This window comes from Adhaeretor mobilis (genome assembly GCF_007741515.1).
GTDB classification, from domain to species: domain Bacteria; phylum Planctomycetota; class Planctomycetia; order Pirellulales; family Lacipirellulaceae; genus Adhaeretor; species Adhaeretor mobilis.
In genome coordinates this window covers 2,008,890-2,028,681 of the sequence record NZ_CP036263.1, presented here as the reverse complement: position 1 = coordinate 2,028,681, position 19,792 = coordinate 2,008,890, and the positions used below count along the sequence as shown (strand labels likewise).

Sequence of the window (19,792 nt, the reverse complement as noted above, 5' to 3'; positions counted from 1 at the left end):
GGCGCTTCGGTTCCAACGACTCGAAGCGACAGCGACGTGACTTCCAACAAGATCGGGAATGGAGACTCACGTGGCAAAGACCGCAGTTGCGAGGCGAAGGGCAAAACGAAAGGGCACAGCAACAAAGCTTGCAGGCCCTACGTCCACTATCGTCGCAAACCCTGAGCGCAGCCAAGTTGCAATGGCACAAGATCACGCCAACTCACCACCATGAACCAGCAAAGGCTGCCCATTCGTTACAAGCAGACCTAAATCTGCCCACCCAAGCATGGGTAGGTCATCGAACGCGCCAGAAACTTGGCAGCACGAGGACGAGAATTGCGAATAGTTCCAAGCGCCCCAGCATCATGAGGAACGTGAAGAGTAACTTTGCCGGAGCGGTAAAGTACGCATAGTTGCGAGTGGGTCCGACGATCCCGATGGCCGGGCCAATGTTGTGCAGCGTAGCGGCAACTGCGCCGGCAGAGTCGATGAGTTCGTTCGCCTCAGGCTGCTGGGCAGCCCGCCAAGTTTCGGCCGGTTCTATCGCCACCAAGGCGATCCAACTTGTCACGAAAATCATAGCCACGAGTCCAACATAAGTGAGAATCTGCCGCGTGAGATCTGGATCGGTGATTGACTCCCCGCCCAGGCGAATGTGTCGCACGACCGAGGGGTGATAAGCGCGCTCGAATTCGCGACCGATGATTTTCACAAACAGAATATGCCGAATAACTTTCATCCCACCGCCGGTGCTGCCCGCGCAACCGCCAACAAACATCAGAAAAATTAAGATCGCCCGAGAAGTATCACTCCAGAGATCAAAGTCGCTCGTGCCGAAACCGGTAGTGGTGACAATCGATACCACTTGAAAGAGAGAGTCCCGAAACGCTAGTTCAAGCTCGTCACCGGTGGAAAGAGTATCCTCGGGTGCGAAGTCACTGCGACCCCACATTCCGGCTACGATGATCACTGCCGAGGCAAGCAGAATAATCCCGACGTAGGTCTGCCACTCCACGTCGCGCAGGAGCGACATTGGTTTTCCTAGGCAGGCTAGGTAGATCAGCGTGAAGTTCGTTCCCGCCAACAACATGAACAGGATAACGGTGTACTCGATTAGTGGCGATTCGAATCCTCCTAGGCTGGTATCCAGGGTGCTGAAGCCCCCGGTGGCCATCGTGCCGAAAGAATGGCACGTGGCTTCGAACCAAGTCATGCCCTCCAACTTCAAGAGCACGGCCAGGAGGACATTGAGCGCAACGTAAATCCCAGCGAACGTCCATGCTGCGTGCTGCATACGCTCCTGGGAGCCCTCCTTGTTGGGACCCGGCATTTCAGCGCGCATCATTGCCTTGCCCGCTGAACCATGTCCGAGGATCGCCACGAACAACACAATAATGCCCAAGCCGCCCAAGAAGTGTGTACTCGAACGCCAGAAGAGCAGGCATCGCGGAACCCAGTCTGGGTTTTCAATCGCCGTGAGCACCGTTGCCCCGGTTGTGCTAAAACCAGATTGCGACTCGAACAAACAATCCGCGATGCCCATCGCGACCGGTTTCCCTTCGTCGCTGCGATACGCCACCCGACCAAGCAAGAATGGTAGCCCACCCAAGATGGTCGCCAGCACCCAACTTAAGCCAACAACGGCCATGGCTTCTTTGCGAAACAGGCTCTGGTCGTCCGACTTGTCGTCTCCGTACCTTCGCAAGCCCCACCCGACAATTGCACAAACGCACATCGAAGCTACCAGGGCCAGAAAGCCGTCTTTCTCGAATCTATCTTGGCCGGCACCGAAAGCCGGGAATGCCCACGGCAGGCTGAACGCCATCGTAGCGCCGATCAGCCAAGCAACCATTCCGAGCAAGCGGGCAACGAGAGGTAAGTTCATACGAGACGATGTTGGTTGTTCGGAATATTCAAGAGTACTGCTGAAAACTCAAAGCTTGAAGATGCTCACAAGAATCGAGAGCGGCCTACTCAAGCGTAGCCTACTCAAACAGGGCGACCGCCTCGGAATGAACCTCGTCGGCCAGAAGCACCACCACGGTATCACCGGCTTGCAGGTGATCGTCCGCGCCGGGAACGCTTGCATAACCTTCGCGTATGACCGCGGCAATCAAGCACTGTTCGGGAAGATTCAACCCGGCGAGCACATGCTCTGTGGCGAGTGACCCTTCGGCAACTTCCAATTCGAGGATACTCAGTTGGCTATCCACACTGAGCGGCGTTTTTGAAACGACGGCACCCGACGTTAAGTATCCGAGTACCTGCTTCGCAACAACTTCACGGGGACTGACAGTGTGATCAATGCCCAATTTGGAAACCACGTGTGCGTAATCCGGCCTGCCGACGAGCGACATCACTATTTTGGCACCAACGTCTCGTGCTTCGACGGCCGCCACGATGTTGGTTTCGTCATCACCCGTACAGGAAACAAAGACGTCAGCACTTCCGACTCGTTCCTCTTCGAGGTTCACGCGCCGCGTGGCGTCGCGATTAACCACCACAGTGTGCTTGAGATGTTCGGCAAGAAATTCGCAGCGTTCCCGATCGCGTTCCATGAGCACTACAGCTATCCGCGGGCCTTCTAGGGTAGCCGCCAAATGGTAACCCGTTTCCCCACCACCAGCGATCACAACGCCCAACTTGGTATTTGCTTTCGCGCAGAACAGTTCCTTGATATCTTCCACTTCAGTTCGCTTGCCGAGAATCGTGAGACGATCACCCGCCTGGATTTCGTCGCCGGCACCAGCAATCCACGTACGTCCGTCTCGTGCGATCGATCCGATGCGCACTCCGCGGGGCATGCTCAAGTCTTTGAGCGACTTGCCGATGCCAGTTCCCGAATCAGACACAAGCAACTCATGAACTTCCAGGTCGCCGCCAGAGAGGCTCTCTACAGCAACCGAACCGGGGTGACGGATTCGACGGGCGAGTTCCATCGCTGTAAGGTGCTCAAGACTCAGCAGCCGATCAATACCGAAATGTCGTTGATAGTCGAAGGTGCTTAGGTCACGAAATACGGGAGCATAGACGCGTGCGACAGCACGCTTGGCACCCATCGCCTTCCCCATGCTAGCGGCAACGATGTTTACTTCGTCGTCGCCTGTGACGGCGAGTACCAAATCGGCAGAGCCGATACCCGCCTGAAACAGTACCGAAGATTGCGAGGCTGAGCCAGTGATCGCACGAGCGTCGATTGTCTCATTGAGTTGCTTGACGCGGTCGGCATTGGTATCAATGATCGTCAAACTGTGCCGGTGAAGGCACAGCAACGAAGAGATAGAACTTCCGACCGTGCCGGCACCAAGGACCACTATTCGCATCGCTAGCCTTCATCAAACCGGGGGGAGAGCTTTCGCGACGTTGCGAACCTCAGGAAGTCGCTGATTCTACGCATGCGGTAGGTTAGGCGAAAGGCACATTTGGCGATGCTTGCTATCTCGACCGGTGGTCTCAGGGGGAATAGCCCTACCAGCGCACTCCAATTTACTCCCTATCCCCTGGAATGGGGCAATGAGGAGGCACTCAGTGAGCGTCTGCGGGGTTGATGAGGGGACGCTGCTCCAGTGGCAAGTTCTCTACATCTGCCTGCCGCGTCGCATAACTAGCATACGCGTCGCGGAAATCGCTGTTACTACCATTGGAATCGACGATGTCCCAAAGTGGAAACGCATCCCCAATCTCTGGATCGCCAAGTTGCTTGTCGAGTTGAGCCAGCACTTTGTTGTACTTCTCAATGTACTCCATGATATCGCCACCTAACGCGGAGTCGGGCTCAATTTCTGGATGCTTGTCGAGAGCCGTTGCCCACAGGTCGAAGCTCTGCTCGTAGAGCTTCCTCGCTTCTGGAGGCGAACCTTCAGCGAACGCCTTCTCAGCATCGTGCGCTAACTTGCGGGCCTCTAGCACTTCCTTCGCCTGTTCGAACTCAGCTCGTGCGCCCCAAAACTCATACTGAACCACATCGCGGTTGGTACTGATGTAACGCGCGCGAGTCGCCGCTTCAGCGACTCGACCAGCCAGGCGGCGGGCTTCGGCGGCTTTCTCAGGGTTGGTGCGTGCGAGCTCTTGAGCGATCTTATCGTACGTAATATTCAATCGCTGGTTTGCAGCATCAGCGAGTTTCGACTGAGCCGGCGTGCGCTCTTCGATATTCACATTAAGCGCATTCTTCTCCTCGTCGGTTAACGAATCTTGAGCGGCCTTTAGCATACGCTGCGGCAAGCCCGGGTCGAGCGTATCAAGTTGCTTGCTCAGATCTTGGGCCTCCTCTTCCCAGCGTTCCAAATCCGCTAGCCTGATCAGCATGCCGTTGGAGGCGCGCATCTCCCTGCGACCGAAAGCATTCCACAACTCAGATGCTTTTTCCCAAGCGTCCTTCGCACGGCGGCCGAATACGCCCTCTTCCTCGATGGCGTCGGCATAGCTAATTTGCGAGCGAGCCGGTTTCTCAAAGAACGTCGTCGGGTTCTTTTGACCCAGGCTTTGCTTCTTCACATCGACGGCTTCAACGCCCTTCTCGTACCAAGTCTTTGAAACGAGCCAATTGTCTCGCTGGGTCGGCGGGCGATCTTCGGGGTGGAAGTCGTCGTCCGCTTTGAAGAGCTTGCGATAAAGCACATGCTCGTCCGCTCGTCCGATCTTGTTGCCAATGAACCACCCGATTTCGTCCAAGAGGTAGGGGCTATCGCGATTGTAATGGATGCCCTCTTTGAGGAAATCGATGCCGCGTTTTACGTAGTAGTAGCGGTCCTCAACCGCGTCGACTTCCACCGAGACGTTGTAGGTAATATTCCAGGCCTGATAGCGCCAGAACGAGATAAAGTAGGGCTGCAGGCGAGCCAACTGTCGGAGCGTTTCGTTGAGTGCGGTCCAGTCTTCGGTTTTCTTGTACTCGTTGGCTTTGTTCCACAGCCACGTGACGGCAATGCCCCGCATGCCGAGGGTTGCTAAGCGAATGGTTTCGCTAGCGGGGTCAATCTCGCCGAGATCTGCCTGCCCGAGATCGTACTCATCGCGAAGCTGGGCCAGTTTTCCGCCACGATTGCCCTGCGAGGTTACCGCGGGAGCACCTAACAATGCGATGGGAACCAACAGCATGGCGATTGCCAAGCCATAACCAACTTTGCGATAGAAAGAGCTACGTCGATTCATCGAGCTACCTCACGAGTTCTCAACAGGAAGTAGCCGAGAACGGAAAACGCCACGACGTAACCGCCGCAGATGGTCAGGTCTTGAAAAATACGGTCCCAGGGCAGATTATACCCCTCGGCGGCGTAATTGGAGGAATCGAGATACTGGAAGTCTGGAAGAATTTGCCCGACGCCCCACATCAAAGGCCTCGATATGAAAGTATCAATGAACTGGACAATCATCACGCCCCAGGTTTGGTCGAGCTGCGAAACCACATTCGCCTGCGTACCCATTCGCACTAGCGCCTCGGCCGGTCCGCCGCCGTAGGCTTGATCGGTCGCAATTTCTAGAAACTTCTCGCGGAAGATTCCCAAAATAATGAAAGAGGCTGTGAACATCATCGCCACCGGACCGCTGACGAGCGTGCTGATCACCACGCCCACAGTGATGACAATGACCATCTGAATCCAAATGCTCAGATGAACTTTGATGAAGTTCATCAGCGTAGAGCCGTCTGGCTTGCTGATGTAAAGGTCCGCTTGTGCGAAACCGAAGTACTGTCCTCGTTCGGCGCACTTCACGAGTATCTCAAGGCGGCCATCTTCGGTAGTGAGATCGTCCAGCAGATCGATGGGCTCGCCCTCCGGCGTCACCTGCGCTCTCGAAGGGAACATTTCGTCGATTTGCGAGTCCTTGGCATAGAACGGCTCGGGGTCGCTAACCGCTGTTGTCTCCGGATTGCGAAATTGAATGGTGCCAGAGATGGGCTGTCCGATCGTGCCTTTGTGCGTCTTGAATACTCGTACTTTCAAGGCAATCGGCAACACTTCCCCAGATGCTTCGCCCTGGTCGTTCCTCGACTCCTCGAATGTCGCTGCCGAGATATTGCTAAAAGTCCAGATAGCCGTCGCGAGTGTGTTCCCATCGATAAAGCTGCGGTAGGTCCATTCGCTACCAACGCTAATGCCGCGAGCCTTCTCTACGCCTGTGCGATCAACAAATCGCAACTTGCCGTAATCTGGCTGACGAGCTCTGAGGAAACCGACAGCAGGCCGGACGGTGATTCGACCCTCAGAGTCGATATCCAAGGGGTGATAATGGCCGTTCTCTGTGAGGGCGATACCCTGATTGTCACTATCGACCTCGATGCGATGACGATGCCCAGCGGTGTTTGTTGTGCGGCCCGTACGGCCTTCGTCTTCTCCCTCGGTACTGGTCTGCCGCTCGATGCTATCGGCTTCGACTTGATGCACGTGGCCCAACGAGCGTGTTACAAAGACATAGTTGCACAATCCCATGGCTACCAGAAGAAATGTGCCAACCACCGTAAAACCAAGAATGCGACCGAGGATGATCTCACCAGCACGTACCGGCTTGGTGACAACCGTGTAGATGGTTTTCGATTTAAAATCACCTGGCAGGCTAAAGGCGCTGATGAGCAGTGCAATGAGCAGCACGAGGCCCGTTGTGGCAGAAAGCACGAAGCTTAAATATAAGCGTGCAGGGTCGGGGTGTTCAACGCTCAGAAACCAAGCGGCGAACAGCAGCAGAACTACGTACACGACCAGCGCGATGAGAATACGCCGTCGCCAGGCTTCCTTCATAGCTAGCTTGGCGAGTGCCCACACGCGTCGAGGGGAGGTGGCAGCTAGTTCGGCGATGCCACTCTTGAGCGTCTTAAAAACTCGATCGCCAGCTTGCAGAAGGCCTGTGAAGAACCCTCCGCGCCGCTCTGCCCTAAGAAGAGATACCACGTACCCCAACAAGATGGCGAGAACTGCGAAGCCGGCGCAAACGGCAAAGAATCGTGGCAACGCCCCGAAGTTACTGCCGCCAGTGCCCCAGAGCAGCCACTGGAGGTACGGATAAATTTCGCGTTCGAGAACCATGAAGACAACGTATTAAAAATAAGCGTGTGGTAGGACGAGTTAATCAGTGAAGCAGGCTAGTCGGCGGTTGCGACCCCGCCGGTCTTGTTGTCATCGGCCCCCTCAATACTCGCTCGACGACCTGGACGTGCCTCACTATCGCGCACGATCTTTAGGAACAGGTCTTCGAGGGTGGTCGTCGGATTGTTCATCTCCAAGAGCTCGCCGTGATGCCGGGCGATTACGTCACGCAACTCTTGCTGACACTCGCCAGTGAGCCCCTTCGCACGCAGTTGAGTGACATCCGCCACGGTAAGGAGCGTATCGACTCGCCCCAGTTCCTTCAGTTCACCCTGGTGGAGAATCGCAATGCGATCGCACACATCCTGCACGTCAGCCAGCAAGTGGCTGCACATCACAACCGTTTTACCTTCCGCTTTGAGTCGCAAGATCATGTCTTTCATCTCTCGTGTACCAATGGGGTCGAGGCCACTGGTTGGCTCGTCGAGGAGAATCAATTCGGGATTGTTAATCAGCGCTTGGGCCAGCCCGATGCGGCGAGTCATACCCTTGGAGTATTCCTGTAGCTGGCGTTTGCGTGCCCGATCGAGTCCCACCATCTTGATGAGTTCGTCGATACGCTGCTCGCGTACATCCGCCGGCATATCGAACAATCTGCCGTAGAAGTCGAGCGTCTCTTCCGCGTTGAGGAACCTGTACAGATACGACTCTTCAGGGAGATAGCCGAGCCGCTCGTTCTTACTTACGTCAGAAGAGTCCTTGCCGAAGAGCAATGCTTCGCCCTCGGTGGGAAACAACAGGCCGAGCAGCAACTTGATGGTGGTTGTCTTGCCGGAACCATTGGGCCCGAGCAGACCGAAGACTTCCCCCTTCCTGACTTCGAGGTCGAGCGACTTGAGAGCCCGCACTTTTTGTCTGCCCCAGAAATCGCGGTACACCTTGCTCAGGGCGCGCGTCTGAACGACGATTTCTGAGCTGGCGGTTTCTGCGCCGGCGGTCTCTGCACTGGTTGCTTCACTCATAAGGATGCTTCGATCAAGTGGTGGGTGAGACAAATCTGCTTGAGTACTTTGATGTAGTTTCGAAAATGTCGCAGCGTGACGCCATCCAGGAGAACTGGCGAGCATTCCCAGTGAGCATGACAAGGGAACCACTCTGCTTGCGGCAACACACAACTGTGTTGAAATCACTTGCGCAACTCAGTGTCATGCGGTCCAGTCGGAGCCTACAATTCTCTTCCTGGCAAGTATAAATCCTCGAATCGCACTCAACAAGGATGCCCCGAGGACTGAGCCGCTGAAAAGATGGCCTGCGAGGGCACCTAATCGGCTTACCTTCGTCGGAATTGGCGCGGAGGCTGAGCTTGGGCACTGGGTAGCGATTGTGACGCCGCTGCGGGCGTAGCTTGAGAGAGCACACGCATCTTCAGGTCATCCACTTGGGCCATTCCGGCCCCTCCGAGTGCTATGGTGAGGTTCATGGGGCCGTCTTCAGGTGCCACACGCAAGATACGAAAAGCCCTCCACGAAGGGCTCTGCTGGATGCGCAGTGCGGAGCTCTCGCCTCCCAGAGAATCAAAAATCAGCAATTCCGCTTGCACCCCCAGCGGTTGTTGAGGCACGCGGAGCCTGCCGGTGATCTCCACCAACTGCCCCCCACGAATCGGCAGGCCTGGAGAAGTAACCCAGACCGGTGGTGTTGCGGCTGGGGTGAGTTGGCTCTCAGGCAGTGTTGGACGACACTCCAGCTCAAGACAGTAGTTTCCTTGGACAGGCGCTTCACCCGAAAGGCGAACCGAAGTCGTAAGACCCTCACTCTCGTGCTGAAGATGCCTCCACCCGGAGCCCATCAGTTCCTCCAAACTCTCAAACTGGCCGGCCGGTAAGTGCCGAGGTTCTGCAGTAGCAGTGCTCGCCGAACGGCTGAGCTGATTGATCGCGGTGAGAGTCGACCAGCGTGGCAGCCAAGGGTATTCGCCCGTAGGCGACTCGCCGGTGACGCGTCCCGCAAGCTGATCGGCTAGCGTTTGTAGCAGGCTCTCTGCCTGCGCCAACGAAGCCAGCGAAGTGGCATACTTGCTCTCTTGCCGCTGTGTGTCGCTGCGTGTGACGAGCGTGGTAATGTGCTGCAAGGTTGGTTGCAGAGCCCGCGGGTCGGCGACCGTTCTCGGCAACTCGTGAATTGCTCGCGTGGCTGCTGCAAGTTCAAGCCGCGCGAGGTCAAGTCGCAGTTTTGTGGCGCGCGCGGCATGTTTTCTCAGATAGCCGCCGACTTGTGCGACCGCTCGTGGGTCCTGCGTCATCAGCAATAGGGCATCGCTGGGCAACAAGTCGATCGTGACTTGTACGCCGCCAGTCACGCGCTGCGTTCTTAAAATTTTCGGGCCACTCCAATCCAACAAGTAAGCATCAATCGACTCCGGCACTCCAGGCACCAGGAAGGAAACAGGCGATTGAGAACTCACTGGCGGCGCACTGTCGAGTCGTCCGCTCCAATGAACTGGTGCGAGCAAGTAGGATCGCTCGGTATCCAAAGTGATCGCACTAAGGTTTGGTTGCGATGAACGCGCAGAACCAGGTTTGCCTGAGCGCAGCCAGGGCTCTGCCAATCCGAGACGTAAATTGGCTAGCTCCACGATGGCAGCACGCTTTTTCGTTTCCGGCGATGCACTCGCGAGGCTTTCCCTGGACTCGAAGTAGAAGCCCCGAGGACGACAGCCTAGTGAGGCGAATGCTATTTCGGTCATTTCACGATAGTCGACCGCCCCGCCCTGCGACCCATTGAGCGCAGTCAACTGCTTCATTTGGCCTTCGGCGTACTGCGTGTTGAGCTTCAACCAAAAACGACTTCCCGGGCAAGCATGTCGTTGTTGTCCGTTAAGCCGCAATGAAAAATCACTGAGCGACGACGTAGAGCCCGCCTGGCCATGGCCAACTAAAAGTAAATCGCTAACGCGACTCGCCTGCCGCAAATTTGTGTGCGGTCGCAAAAGAGTTTCTCGCCCTGCAAGCGATTCAAAGCGGCTAAGTTCTTCTTTTTGCTGAACAAGGGCATCGATCTGGTCGCGGCGCGATAAGTCGGCCATATCCCAAAGGAGGACGCCATCGTAACGACTGGTGATCCCGTGCTGCGTCATTTCACCAATCGAAGGAGGCGGGCAAACCAAGTACAGGCCTGCTTCACGCGCTTCGCTCAGTTCGTCAGACGTGGGAAGTCGATCGAGGCTGGCGGCATCGAAACCTAGCGAGCGAACTAGCTGAAACGGTTCGCCCTGCCATTGGAGTACCCGCGGAATGCTTGGTCGCGCGGGCAATTCGCCCCTGATTGCTTCCCCGTGGCTCGCTAGCTTGACTCGACTCGTATCCGCCGTCACCCCGGGGCGCGTTTTGAGCACGCCATAAAGGGCGACTTCATCCACAACTAGCTCAGTAGCGCCGGCTGCTCCTGGTGTGAGAATCACCAATTGCTGCAACACCGCTCCACGCTCGTCGATCAGCTGCCCATACTTGGCTCGCGAAACTCTTGCTTGGCGGGCAAGCTCTCGCGATAGGTCGCGCAGCTCTAGTCGCTCCCAAAACGGCCCTTGAGAATGCGTTTCCCCCACGAGCAGCAGCTGGAAGGGTTTGCCGGTCTCCGGGTTCTTGGTGCGCGGCAATGTCACTCTTGCAGCCAGTCTTATGCCCGGTCGATTGCAACGCAGCCATACAGAAATGGCTAATTCATCGATGACCGTCGCCTGCGGCAGCTGATAAACGATCTCAGCGGTTTGGCCGGGCGGGGCGGATATTTGAATCCGTTCGGCGACGCTATCTTTTCGCCCGCCATTTTCGATAAGGCTCTGGCTTAGTAGTCGCACGTTCTCATCGGCGTTGGCCAATCGCAGCGTCGGTCGACTGCCCGCCATGTCGTCGAGCAGTGCAGGCGAATCCGCAAAGACCTGATTGACGGAGATTGCCGTGAGCATTCCCACAGCAACCACCACCTTGCCGATCAATGAAGACCAGCAACCACTGATTGTGGTGAGGAATCGCAACGAAGCGTCACTCTGGGATTTCGCTTGGCCCATTTCGAAGGCGACTTTTCACAAAAGGCGGTTGGGAACAATCTTACGCTGCGCTGCGTAGCCATTAGTAGTTACCCACGTTGCATTACTGCAACATGGCTGAGGCAGCTCGTTATTCTCGTAAGTCGTGCTTGTATCAAGCCTTGCGTCCGATATCCAGATCAATTTGAGGCGTGAGCTCACCATTGGTAGTAAACACAAGCGAGTCGGCTGCCAAATGCTTGATATGATGCAAGTCACTACGTTACAATGAGTTGCGTTGGGAAACAGAGTAGCTAGGGCGGGTTTCGGTACGCGGCGTGCTTTTCTAAGCCAACATCAAAACTCGTCACTTGGAGAAGCACCATGAGTCACATGCCCTCGTCCGCTGCCACTGAAGTTCAGGTGCCAGCCGATCTCGAAAAACTTGCCGCTGCCATTCAGGCATTGCCCGAGCCGTACGCTAGCCAGGTTGCTCCCTTGGTGGATGCTGTCGTTGAAAGCACAAAACGTCGCCGCCGGATACTCTCACTAGTGCAAGATGCTCTGAGCCAGCTTCGCTTGGATATGAAATACTTGATGTTCGATTTGGAAGCGACTCGCCGAGAACGCGACGAGTATCGCGTGAAGCTTGAAGATACCGAAAACTGAGCAGCGACGTATCCAGTATCTACTACCTTCCCTAGCTGGTGAGTATGGGGCGCTAGGGCAGAGTAGCTTCGGTATGGTATCCTTGATTGTTCACTTACTGATTTTGAATTCAATTCGCCTAAGTTCTCAACAGAGGCAGGACCAGCACCTTGCCTTGGGGGAGTAGTGAGCTGACAGGCAGGCTTATTGTGGGACTTGCAGCACGCTATGGGCACACTGACGGCTGAAAAACTTGCCCAACGTGCGATCGACGTTGATGTCGTCACGGAGTCCGACCTCCGGAACGTGTGGAGTGAATTCGGCACGCGCAATGTCGAGCTTGAACCCTTCAAGCAATCATTACTTCGCAGCGGCCTGCTGACGAATTATCAGCTTGATCGACTGTGTGAAGGACTCCGCACCGGCTTCTATTACGGCGACTACAAAGTCCTCTACGGAGTTGGAGCGGGCACGTTTGCGCGAGTGTTCCGTGCAACGCACAAAGTTACGGGCGAACAGTTTGCCATCAAGGTGCTTCGCAAACGCTACAGCTCAATCCCCGATGAGGCCGAGCAATTCCGTCGCGAGGGAGAACTCGGCATGCAGCTGAAACATCCTAACATCGTGGCGATCCACGAGGTGTTCTCGAAAGGAAGCGTCCACTATCTCGTCATGGATTTTGTCGAAGGCCGCAATCTGCGCGACTTCTACAAGGTACGCGGCAAATTCGAACCACTGGAAGCAACACGCATCCTGATCGATATGGTTACCGGGCTTCACTACTCCTTTCAGCAGGGCGTGTCGCATCGTGACTTAAAGATGTCCAACGTCATCCTTTCGAGCGATGGACAAGCAAAGCTCTTGGATTTTGGCCTGGCAGGCCAGGGGGGTATGGACGCCGAAGACTCGAATCCGCGTACGATCGACTACGCGGGGCTCGAGCGTTCTACCAATGTGCGCAAGGACGATGCTCGCAGCGACATCTTCTTCGTGGGCAGCATCTACTACCAATTGCTAAGTGGGGTCGCCGCGCTGAGTGAAACTCGCGAACGGGCACAACGCCTGAGCAAGAGTCGATTCAAAGACATTAAAGCGATCGGCATTGTGGCACCCGATGTGCCAATCGCCTTGGCACGCGTCGTCTCCAAAGCCCTGGAATTTGAACCCTCGCGCCGCTACCAAACGCCTGGCGAGATGCTGGCGGACTTGAAACTGGCCCATAAGAGGGTAGAGGATGGTGTCGGTAGCTCTCCTGCCAACCAACAAGAAGGCAAGAAACTCGAGGGGCATGACGACCAAGGGGAGTGTCGCAAGCTCATGATCGTCGAATCCGACGTGAAAATGCAGAACCTGTTTCGAAAATTATTCAAAACGTGCGGATATCGCGTGCTCGTGACGAGTTCGCCTGATCGCGTGTTTGAGAGCCTCTACAACGACGCGAGTAGTATCGACCTACTGCTGATTTGCACAGGCGAAATTGGTCGAGAGTCGCTCGATGCGTTCAATCGTATAGGGCATGAAACGGCGACGAAAAGCCTGCCGGCAGTTCTGTTGCTCGGCGATCAACATGCCGATTGGGCTGGGGAAGTCGAAATCGCGCCGCACCGTATTCTGCTTCAGATGCCTGTGAAATCAAAAGAGCTGCGTGTGGCCCTCTTGAAAGCTGCCCGGGCTGTCGCTCCTGCGAAGTAGCTAGCTGCTTGAACAGTTACTTGCCTCAGCCTGGGTGATTTTATCAATGCGCCGCTGGTGGCGACCTCCTTCGAACTCAGTTTCCACCCATACTTCAACCATACGTTCGACGATACGTGGGCTGAGCATGTCGGCCGACAGACAGAGCATATTAAGGTTATTGTGGCGACGGCTGATTTCAGCAGTCACCTCGTCAGTGCAGGTCGCGGCGCGCACTCCTTTGAATTTATTGGCTGTAATCGCCATGCCGATGCCCGTACCGCAAATCAAAATGCCGCGATCGGCTTCCCCCTCGCTCACTTTGCTGGCAGCGACAACGGCGAAGTCAGGGTAGTCGACCGCCTCCTGGGAGCACGTGCCAACATCTTCTACCTCATGTCCCTTGGATTGCAGAAGGGCGGTGAGTTTCTCTTTTAAATGGAATCCTCGGTGGTCGCTTCCGATGACAAAACGCATGGCGTGGACCTCCCTATAATTTGGTTGAAGCTCAGTGTTACAGTAATTTTTCGACTTGGTGATTCGGTGAAACCGATATCCGTCGAGACGGGATTAGCTAACTCAACTCCGCCACGATTTCTTCGACTCGCTCGCCCAAAGCTTGTTCAATTTGTGCTGCGCAACGACGGTAAACATCCAGAGGCGCCCCTATCGGATCGCTCACATCGCCACCGTCTACTCGTAGGGTCTTCGTTCTGGAATCGGCTTGAGGCCAGGTCCGCAGAATTGCCTCGCGGTGTACGTTGGTGAGCGTGAGGATTAAATCTGCTTCGTTCACTAAGTCCTGAACCAAGGGTTGCGACCGATGACCGGAGATGTCCATTCCTTGCCCTTTGAGCACATCTACCGCTTCGGGAGAAGCGGCGGATCCCGGGGAGGCTGCTACCCCAGCCGACCCAATTCTCAGACCACGAGACTCCAACTCCTCAACCGTGCAAGCGAGTTTCTTGGCTATCAGTCCCTTCAAAATAGCTTCTGCCATCGGACTTCGGCAAGTGTTGCCAGTGCAAACCAGTAGAATGAGCATGCTAGAGTATCTTTCTAAAGCCGATTGAGGGACCACTCCCTCTCTTAAACACCGCCAACCATGCGCATCCGCTGCGATCACGGTACTCGGCTGACCGTAGTGGCACGGCCCGTCGTTCAGCACGAGGCTAACATAATCGCTGAGGTTCTTTGCTGCTTCCTCTCCAGTGACGGCTGCTGGCTGTCCACTGAGATTCGCACTCGTGAATGCCAACGGGCCGGATAGCATCCTCAACACGTCATGAATCACTGGGTGCGACGGCACTCGAATGCCCACGCGGCCTTCCGAGGAAACTGCCTGGAGAACCTGCGGATGAAGATTTTGAACTAAACTGCCATCTTCACCGTGGGACATTACCAGTGTAATCGGGCCCGGCCAACAACGTCGAGCTAGCCTTTGGGCTATGCCAGACATTCCAGTAATATAGTCCATTGCATCGTCGTAGCTCTTCATCGCCAGTGCCAGCGGCGAGTCCCGTGGGCGCCCCTTGGCGGCATATATCCTATCTACAGCCGCTGGACACTGCACACTAGCGGCCACACCGTAAACGGTCTCGGTGGGAAACACCACCAGTTTCCCCTCTGCCAGCGTCTGGACGGCGCGATGTACCAGATCACGTCGATCGCTCGCCTTCCGTAGATTGATAACCAAAGGCGGCATAGACGACGAACGATTACTGAAATAAAGGAAGTGTCTGTCAGATGACAGCCAGTGGACCTCAGGCAACAATACTTGCAGGCCTAATCCACCTATCTCTGATAAGCTTAGGCGAGACCCTGAATATATCGGCTGCTTTTCCTTACGGTCAAGCAGTAGCCGAAACCTACCAATCAAACCACAGATTAAAAATTTGAATCAGCCGCTAGAGGTTTACCTACGGTTCCTGCCATTCCTCATACCCCAAAATCGGACGCTAACGCGTTGCCGCTGATCGAAGTGAACTCTAAATGCCCTACCGGACCAGCTAGTCAATCGAAGAGAAGCTGCGCAATTTGGGCACTGGCGTTAGTCATTGTTGGTTTGGGCGGCTGCATTCAAAGCGAGCGCGAGCCCGGAACCGGCCGTGTCGAAGCAGTTTGGGGAAAGCAGGGTATCTCTGCGGGCGATTTGCAGAAACCGCGAGCCGCGGCAATCGACTCCGCGGGGAATCTCTACCTCGTGGACATGACTGCCCGGATTCAGGTTTACGATCCAGAAGGCAATTTCCTAAGAGGTTGGAAGACACCCGCGTCCATAAATGGCCGCCCCTCTGGGTTGAGCTTCGATCACCAGGGCCGCTTGTTGGTGGCCGATACCCATTATTTCCAAGTTCTCAAATACACGCCCGACGGAGAACTACTTGAGGAGCAAACCCTCGGTGGAACCAAGGGAGAAGCGCATGGTGAATTCGGATTTGTGACTGATGCGGTGGAAGACTCCCAGGGCAATCTTTATGTCGGCGAGTATGGCACGAACGATCGCATCCAAAAGTTTTCACCCGAGGGTGAGTTTCTTCTGCAGTGGGGCGGGCATGGCGAGGAAATGGGGCAATTCCGCCGCCCGCAAAACTTAACCGTCCAAATAGGCACGCCCGAGGGCGACCGCATCTGGGTCGTTGATGCCTGCAATCATCGCGTGCAAGCATTTGACACCAAAGGGGAATTGCTCACCAGTTGGGGAACCGAGGGCAGCAAGCCGGGCGAGTTGTATTATCCGTACGATTTAGTTCTCGACGACGAGGGCAACCTTTACATCTGCGAATACGGCAATCACCGCGTGCAAAAGTTCACGCCTGAGGGCAAGTCACTCGGCATATGGGGCACCCACGGGCGTGAGTCTGGTCAACTAAACAATCCGTGGGCATTAGCATTAGATCAAAAGGGGCGGCTGTTCGTCGTTGATTCCAACAATCACCGAGTGCAACGGATCCGTTTCTAGAGGCCAATTACCCCACAATGGATGCAAAGACCGCCAAGATTCGAATCGAGTATTGGCCGAGTGAGCTTGTATAGCTCTGCGGGCGGCAGTCACTCATTATTTCTTGCTTTAATTTCCAACCCTTCCGCATTGTTCTTACGTCAGCAGAATGTTCAGCATTTTAGTGAGAGACGGTCGCCTACTGAATCTCTTGGCGATCTTTGCATCCTTGGCGGTTAAAAACAGGCTGAGAGCGTTCACCAACTTGCCAGCAAGTTCGCTACAATAGACGCACATGTTCGAGCATAGTCTTACCTTCGATAGTCCTGGCTATCTGCTATTCCTAGCGGTTATTCCGCTGATGTGGTGGCTAGGATATCGCAGCCTGGCAGGGCTGGGACGCTGGCGACGTTGGGCCGCACTAACGCTGCGTACGCTCGTCGCGTTGTTGATCATCTTCGCACTGGCCGATGTGCAGTACCAACGGCGTAGCGACCGTCTCTCAGTCATCTATCTTCTTGACCAATCACTGAGCATCCCCGGCGAACAGCGCGAGGCGATGCTTGACTATGTGAAGGCTTCGCTAGAGAACAATCGGAACACGGCCCGAAACGATCGCTACGCAGTGGTCGTGTTCGGTCGAGACGCAGAGGTCGAAGTTCCGCTGGTCGATGTGAACATCCCGATCGGTCGCGTCGAGAGCCTGCTCGATCCAGAATACTCTGACGTCGGCACCGCCATTCAGCGTGCGCAAGCCATCTTCCCTCATGACGCTGCTCGTCGTATTGTGCTGGTGACCGACGGAAATCAAAACCTGGGCGACGCGTATCGCGAAGCGCGAGCCGCAACCGACGCTGGCACAAGCCTGTGGGTCGTGCCTGTGATGATCGCCCCGCGGAGTGAAGTGGCTGTCGAGAAAGTCGATTTGCCCTCAGGCGTGCGACGTGGGCAACCTTTCGAGATGCGTGTCGTGCTGAGTAACGACGATCAATCAACCGAAGGTTCTGGCAGTGGTGGCAAACCGGTCCGGGGCAAGCTGATAATCACGCGCAGCGCGGGCGATCGCACTGAAATTGTCACTGAAGACACCGTAGAGATCCCGCCCGGCAAGCGCGTGTTCTCCATTTCAGAGAAGATCGACCAACCCGATTTCTACACGTACACAGCGCGCTTCTCGCCTGAAAATACTGCCGATGATGGGATGACACAAAACAATCGCGCAACCGCATTCTCACACGTGCGGGGCAAAGGACACGTGTTGCTGATCGAAAACTGGGAAACACCTGGCGGCTTCGACACGATGGCCAATCGGCTGCGAGAGAAGGATATCGAGGTGACTCTACGCGGCAGTGACCGGCTGTTCACTTCGCTTGCAGAACTACAACGCTACGACGCAGTGATTCTCGGCAATGTGTCGCGCAGCTCGGGCTCCGATGCGGACAACGTGGCCAGTTTCAGCGACGATCAGATTGAAATGCTCGTGAGGAATACACGCGAGCTGGGTTGCGGACTAGTCATGATCGGCGGACCAGATACCTACGGAGCCGGCGGTTGGAACGGTACGGAACTGGAGAAGGCCATGCCGGTCGATTTTCAAATCAAGAGCGCGAAGGTGGTGCCCGTTGGGGCGTTGGTGCTCATGATGCACGCCGGCGAAATGCCCGACAGCAACTACTGGCAAAAACGCATCTCGGTGGAGTCGATCAAACTGCTCGGCAATCGCGACTTCTGCGGCATGGTGCAGTGGAACGGTAGCGACCAATGGCTGTGGGGCCAGTCCAAGGGCGGCCTGCTGCGGACCGGCCCGAACAGGAAAATGATGCTCGCCCGCGTCGATCGCATGGCCATCGGCGATATGCCCGCCTTCGATGGCGCGATGGCGATGGCTGCCAAAGGATTCGCAGGGCTACCCCCGGGGGAAGTCTCCGTGAAGCATATGATTATCATCAGCGATGGCGATCCTACACCGCCGAAAAACTCTACCATCCAGGCGCTCATCAAACAAAAGGCGAAAGTTACCACGGTTGCCGTTCGCTCGCACGGCGCTCTAGGTAGCAAGACCATGCAAGACATCGCCAAGCGAACCGGCGGCAAGTATTACGCCGTAAGCAGCGCGAAAGCCCTACCCAAGATTTATCAGAAAGAAGCTCGCCGCGTTTCTCGTCCGTTGGTTTACGAACCCAAGCCGCCGGTTCAGCCGTACGAAGTCACCCAACACGACATACTTAAGGGAATCGACATCACGACGATTCCGCCCATCAAAGGTTACGTACTGACTACCATCAAAGAGAACCCGTTGGTCGAAGTGATCTTGCGCGCGCCCAAGCCAGAGATGGAAAAAAACGCTACGGTCCTTGCTAGCTGGACCTACGGCGCGGGCCGCTCCGTGGCGCTTACCACTGATGCTGGGGCACTGTGGACAGACGAGTGGACTGCCTGGGACGGCTACGACAAACTGTTCAGCCAAGCGGTGCGTTGGGCCATGCGACCTACCGGCGACACGGGCAACTACAACGTGGCCACGGATGTTCGTGACGGCAAGACGCAGATCATCGTCACTGCGCTCGATGCCCAAGAGGAATTCCTCAACGATCAATCGATGTCTGCCACGGTAGTCACGCCTGATCGCAAACCGCTACCCGTGCGCATCGAACAGACTGCCCCCGGCCGCTATGTTGGCGAATTCGACTCCGAAGAAGCTGGCAGCTACCTAGTGGTTGTGAACCCGGGCCCAGGCAAAGCGCCGATTCGCACCGGCGTAAACATCGGCTACTCGGCCGAGTATCGCGACACAGAGACCAACCTCACGCTGCTAGAGTCGCTCGCAGACCTCCAGGCTGGAGACGGCCCCGTGGGGGAACTCCTCGAGGGCGGGCTCAACGATGTTTCCACGAGTAGCGACGATGGCTCCGCGCCTAACCCATTTAGGTTCGACTTACCGCCCGCAGTGGCGAATCAATCGATCTGGCCCTGGCTTGTTGTATTGGGGAGTTGCCTATTCTGGAGCGACATCTTCATCCGCCGTGTGCAGCTGAACCTTGAGTGGCTGAAACCTGTATGGCTGAAGGTCACCAACTTTGTGCTCCGTCGCCAAGTAGAGGCGCCCGTGCCTGAAACGATGTCCCGCCTGAGAAGTCGCAAGCAGGAAGTCGGTAAACAAATTGCTAGCCGACAAGCTTCAACGCGATTTGAGGAACCTGAGAGCGAGCAAGCTGCGGACAAATCGGCAACAGCAGCTTCCACAGGCCCTCAAGCTACTGAAGCGGTTCTGAAGCCCGCCGCGGCGAAACCGCAAGCGATGGGGCAAGATTCAAAAGAGGACGAGGGAATTTCGTATACTGAGCGACTCCTTAAAGCGAAGAAGCAAGTTTGGCGGGATCGTGACCAGGACAAAGACAACAGGTAAATCATTTATCGAAAGAAGTTTATCCAGCTATCTGTTCGTAGTCCCACCTTCAGTCGGAACTACAAACAACCGGGTGCTACCTATCAACGCATAACTCT

General features: G+C 55.8%; 12 protein-coding genes. 4 read left to right on the top strand and 8 right to left on the bottom strand.

What is annotated here, in order from left to right; all coding sequences use genetic code 11:
* Positions 1-277: 277 nt before the first annotated feature.
* From HG15A2_RS07925 to HG15A2_RS07900, 6 genes are all read right to left on the bottom strand, one after another.
* Complete coding sequence (locus tag HG15A2_RS07925; protein ID WP_145059490.1) at positions 278-1,867, bottom strand: TrkH family potassium uptake protein; 1,590 nt, start codon at positions 1,865-1,867, stop codon at positions 278-280.
* A 100-nt stretch (positions 1,868-1,967) separates the two neighbouring features.
* Complete coding sequence (trkA, locus tag HG15A2_RS07920) at positions 1,968-3,305, bottom strand: Trk system potassium transporter TrkA (protein WP_145059488.1); 1,338 nt, start codon at positions 3,303-3,305, stop codon at positions 1,968-1,970.
* Positions 3,306-3,507: 202 nt separating this feature from the next.
* Positions 3,508-5,136 (bottom strand): hypothetical protein, encoded by a 1,629-nt coding sequence (locus tag HG15A2_RS07915; protein ID WP_145059486.1) that lies wholly within the window; start codon positions 5,134-5,136, stop codon positions 3,508-3,510.
* Complete coding sequence (locus HG15A2_RS07910; RefSeq protein WP_145059484.1) at positions 5,133-7,004, bottom strand: ABC transporter permease; 1,872 nt, start codon at positions 7,002-7,004, stop codon at positions 5,133-5,135. Before HG15A2_RS07910 ends, HG15A2_RS07915 begins: the two co-directional genes overlap by 4 nt.
* Before the next feature lie 56 nt (positions 7,005-7,060).
* Positions 7,061-8,026, bottom strand: coding sequence for an ABC transporter ATP-binding protein (locus HG15A2_RS07905; RefSeq protein ID WP_145059482.1), 966 nt, complete (start codon positions 8,024-8,026; stop codon positions 7,061-7,063).
* A 308-nt stretch (positions 8,027-8,334) separates the two neighbouring features.
* Complete coding sequence (locus HG15A2_RS07900) at positions 8,335-11,070, bottom strand: hypothetical protein (protein ID WP_145059480.1); 2,736 nt, start codon at positions 11,068-11,070, stop codon at positions 8,335-8,337.
* A gap of 342 nt (positions 11,071-11,412) precedes the next feature.
* Here HG15A2_RS07900 and HG15A2_RS07895 point away from each other — a divergent pair, with 342 nt between their 5' ends.
* Both HG15A2_RS07895 and HG15A2_RS07890 read left to right on the top strand, forming a co-directional pair.
* Positions 11,413-11,697 (top strand): transcriptional regulator, encoded by a 285-nt coding sequence (locus tag HG15A2_RS07895; RefSeq protein ID WP_145059478.1) that lies wholly within the window; start codon positions 11,413-11,415, stop codon positions 11,695-11,697.
* Between the two features lie 207 nt (positions 11,698-11,904).
* On the top strand, positions 11,905-13,368 hold the full coding sequence (locus tag HG15A2_RS07890) for a serine/threonine protein kinase (RefSeq protein ID WP_145059476.1): 1,464 nt from the start codon (positions 11,905-11,907) through the stop codon (positions 13,366-13,368).
* Here HG15A2_RS07890 and rpiB read toward each other — a convergent pair whose 3' ends face one another.
* Entirely contained in the window at positions 13,369-13,824 is a 456-nt protein-coding gene (rpiB, locus tag HG15A2_RS07885) for a ribose 5-phosphate isomerase B (RefSeq protein ID WP_145059475.1), read from the bottom strand.
* A 97-nt stretch (positions 13,825-13,921) separates the two neighbouring features.
* Positions 13,922-15,052 (bottom strand): L-threonylcarbamoyladenylate synthase, encoded by a 1,131-nt coding sequence (locus HG15A2_RS24950; protein WP_145059473.1) that lies wholly within the window; start codon positions 15,050-15,052, stop codon positions 13,922-13,924.
* 276 nt (positions 15,053-15,328) lie between these two features.
* Here HG15A2_RS24950 and HG15A2_RS07875 point away from each other — a divergent pair, with 276 nt between their 5' ends.
* On the top strand, positions 15,329-16,309 hold the full coding sequence (locus tag HG15A2_RS07875; RefSeq protein ID WP_246117907.1) for an NHL repeat-containing protein: 981 nt from the start codon (positions 15,329-15,331) through the stop codon (positions 16,307-16,309).
* A 274-nt stretch (positions 16,310-16,583) separates the two neighbouring features.
* Entirely contained in the window at positions 16,584-19,694 is a 3,111-nt protein-coding gene (locus HG15A2_RS07870) for a VWA domain-containing protein (RefSeq protein WP_145059471.1), read from the top strand.
* Positions 19,695-19,792: the final 98 nt, after the last annotated feature.

Coding starts and splice junctions, on each gene's coding strand:
- HG15A2_RS07910 (WP_145059484.1), bottom strand. CDS start 7,004: ATGGTTCTCGAACGCGAAATTTATCCGTACCTCCAGTGGCTGCTCTGG.
- HG15A2_RS07905 (WP_145059482.1), bottom strand. CDS start 8,026: ATGAGTGAAGCAACCAGTGCAGAGACCGCCGGCGCAGAAACCGCCAGC.
- HG15A2_RS07900 (WP_145059480.1), bottom strand. CDS start 11,070: ATGGGCCAAGCGAAATCCCAGAGTGACGCTTCGTTGCGATTCCTCACC.
- HG15A2_RS07870 (WP_145059471.1), top strand. CDS start 16,584: ATGTTCGAGCATAGTCTTACCTTCGATAGTCCTGGCTATCTGCTATTC.
- HG15A2_RS07890 (WP_145059476.1), top strand. CDS start 11,905: ATGGGCACACTGACGGCTGAAAAACTTGCCCAACGTGCGATCGACGTT.
- trkA (WP_145059488.1), bottom strand. CDS start 3,305: ATGCGAATAGTGGTCCTTGGTGCCGGCACGGTCGGAAGTTCTATCTCT.
- rpiB (WP_145059475.1), bottom strand. CDS start 13,824: ATGCGTTTTGTCATCGGAAGCGACCACCGAGGATTCCATTTAAAAGAG.
- HG15A2_RS24950 (WP_145059473.1), bottom strand. CDS start 15,052: ATGCCGCCTTTGGTTATCAATCTACGGAAGGCGAGCGATCGACGTGAT.
- HG15A2_RS07895 (WP_145059478.1), top strand. CDS start 11,413: ATGAGTCACATGCCCTCGTCCGCTGCCACTGAAGTTCAGGTGCCAGCC.
- HG15A2_RS07915 (WP_145059486.1), bottom strand. CDS start 5,136: ATGAATCGACGTAGCTCTTTCTATCGCAAAGTTGGTTATGGCTTGGCA.
- HG15A2_RS07925 (WP_145059490.1), bottom strand. CDS start 1,867: ATGAACTTACCTCTCGTTGCCCGCTTGCTCGGAATGGTTGCTTGGCTG.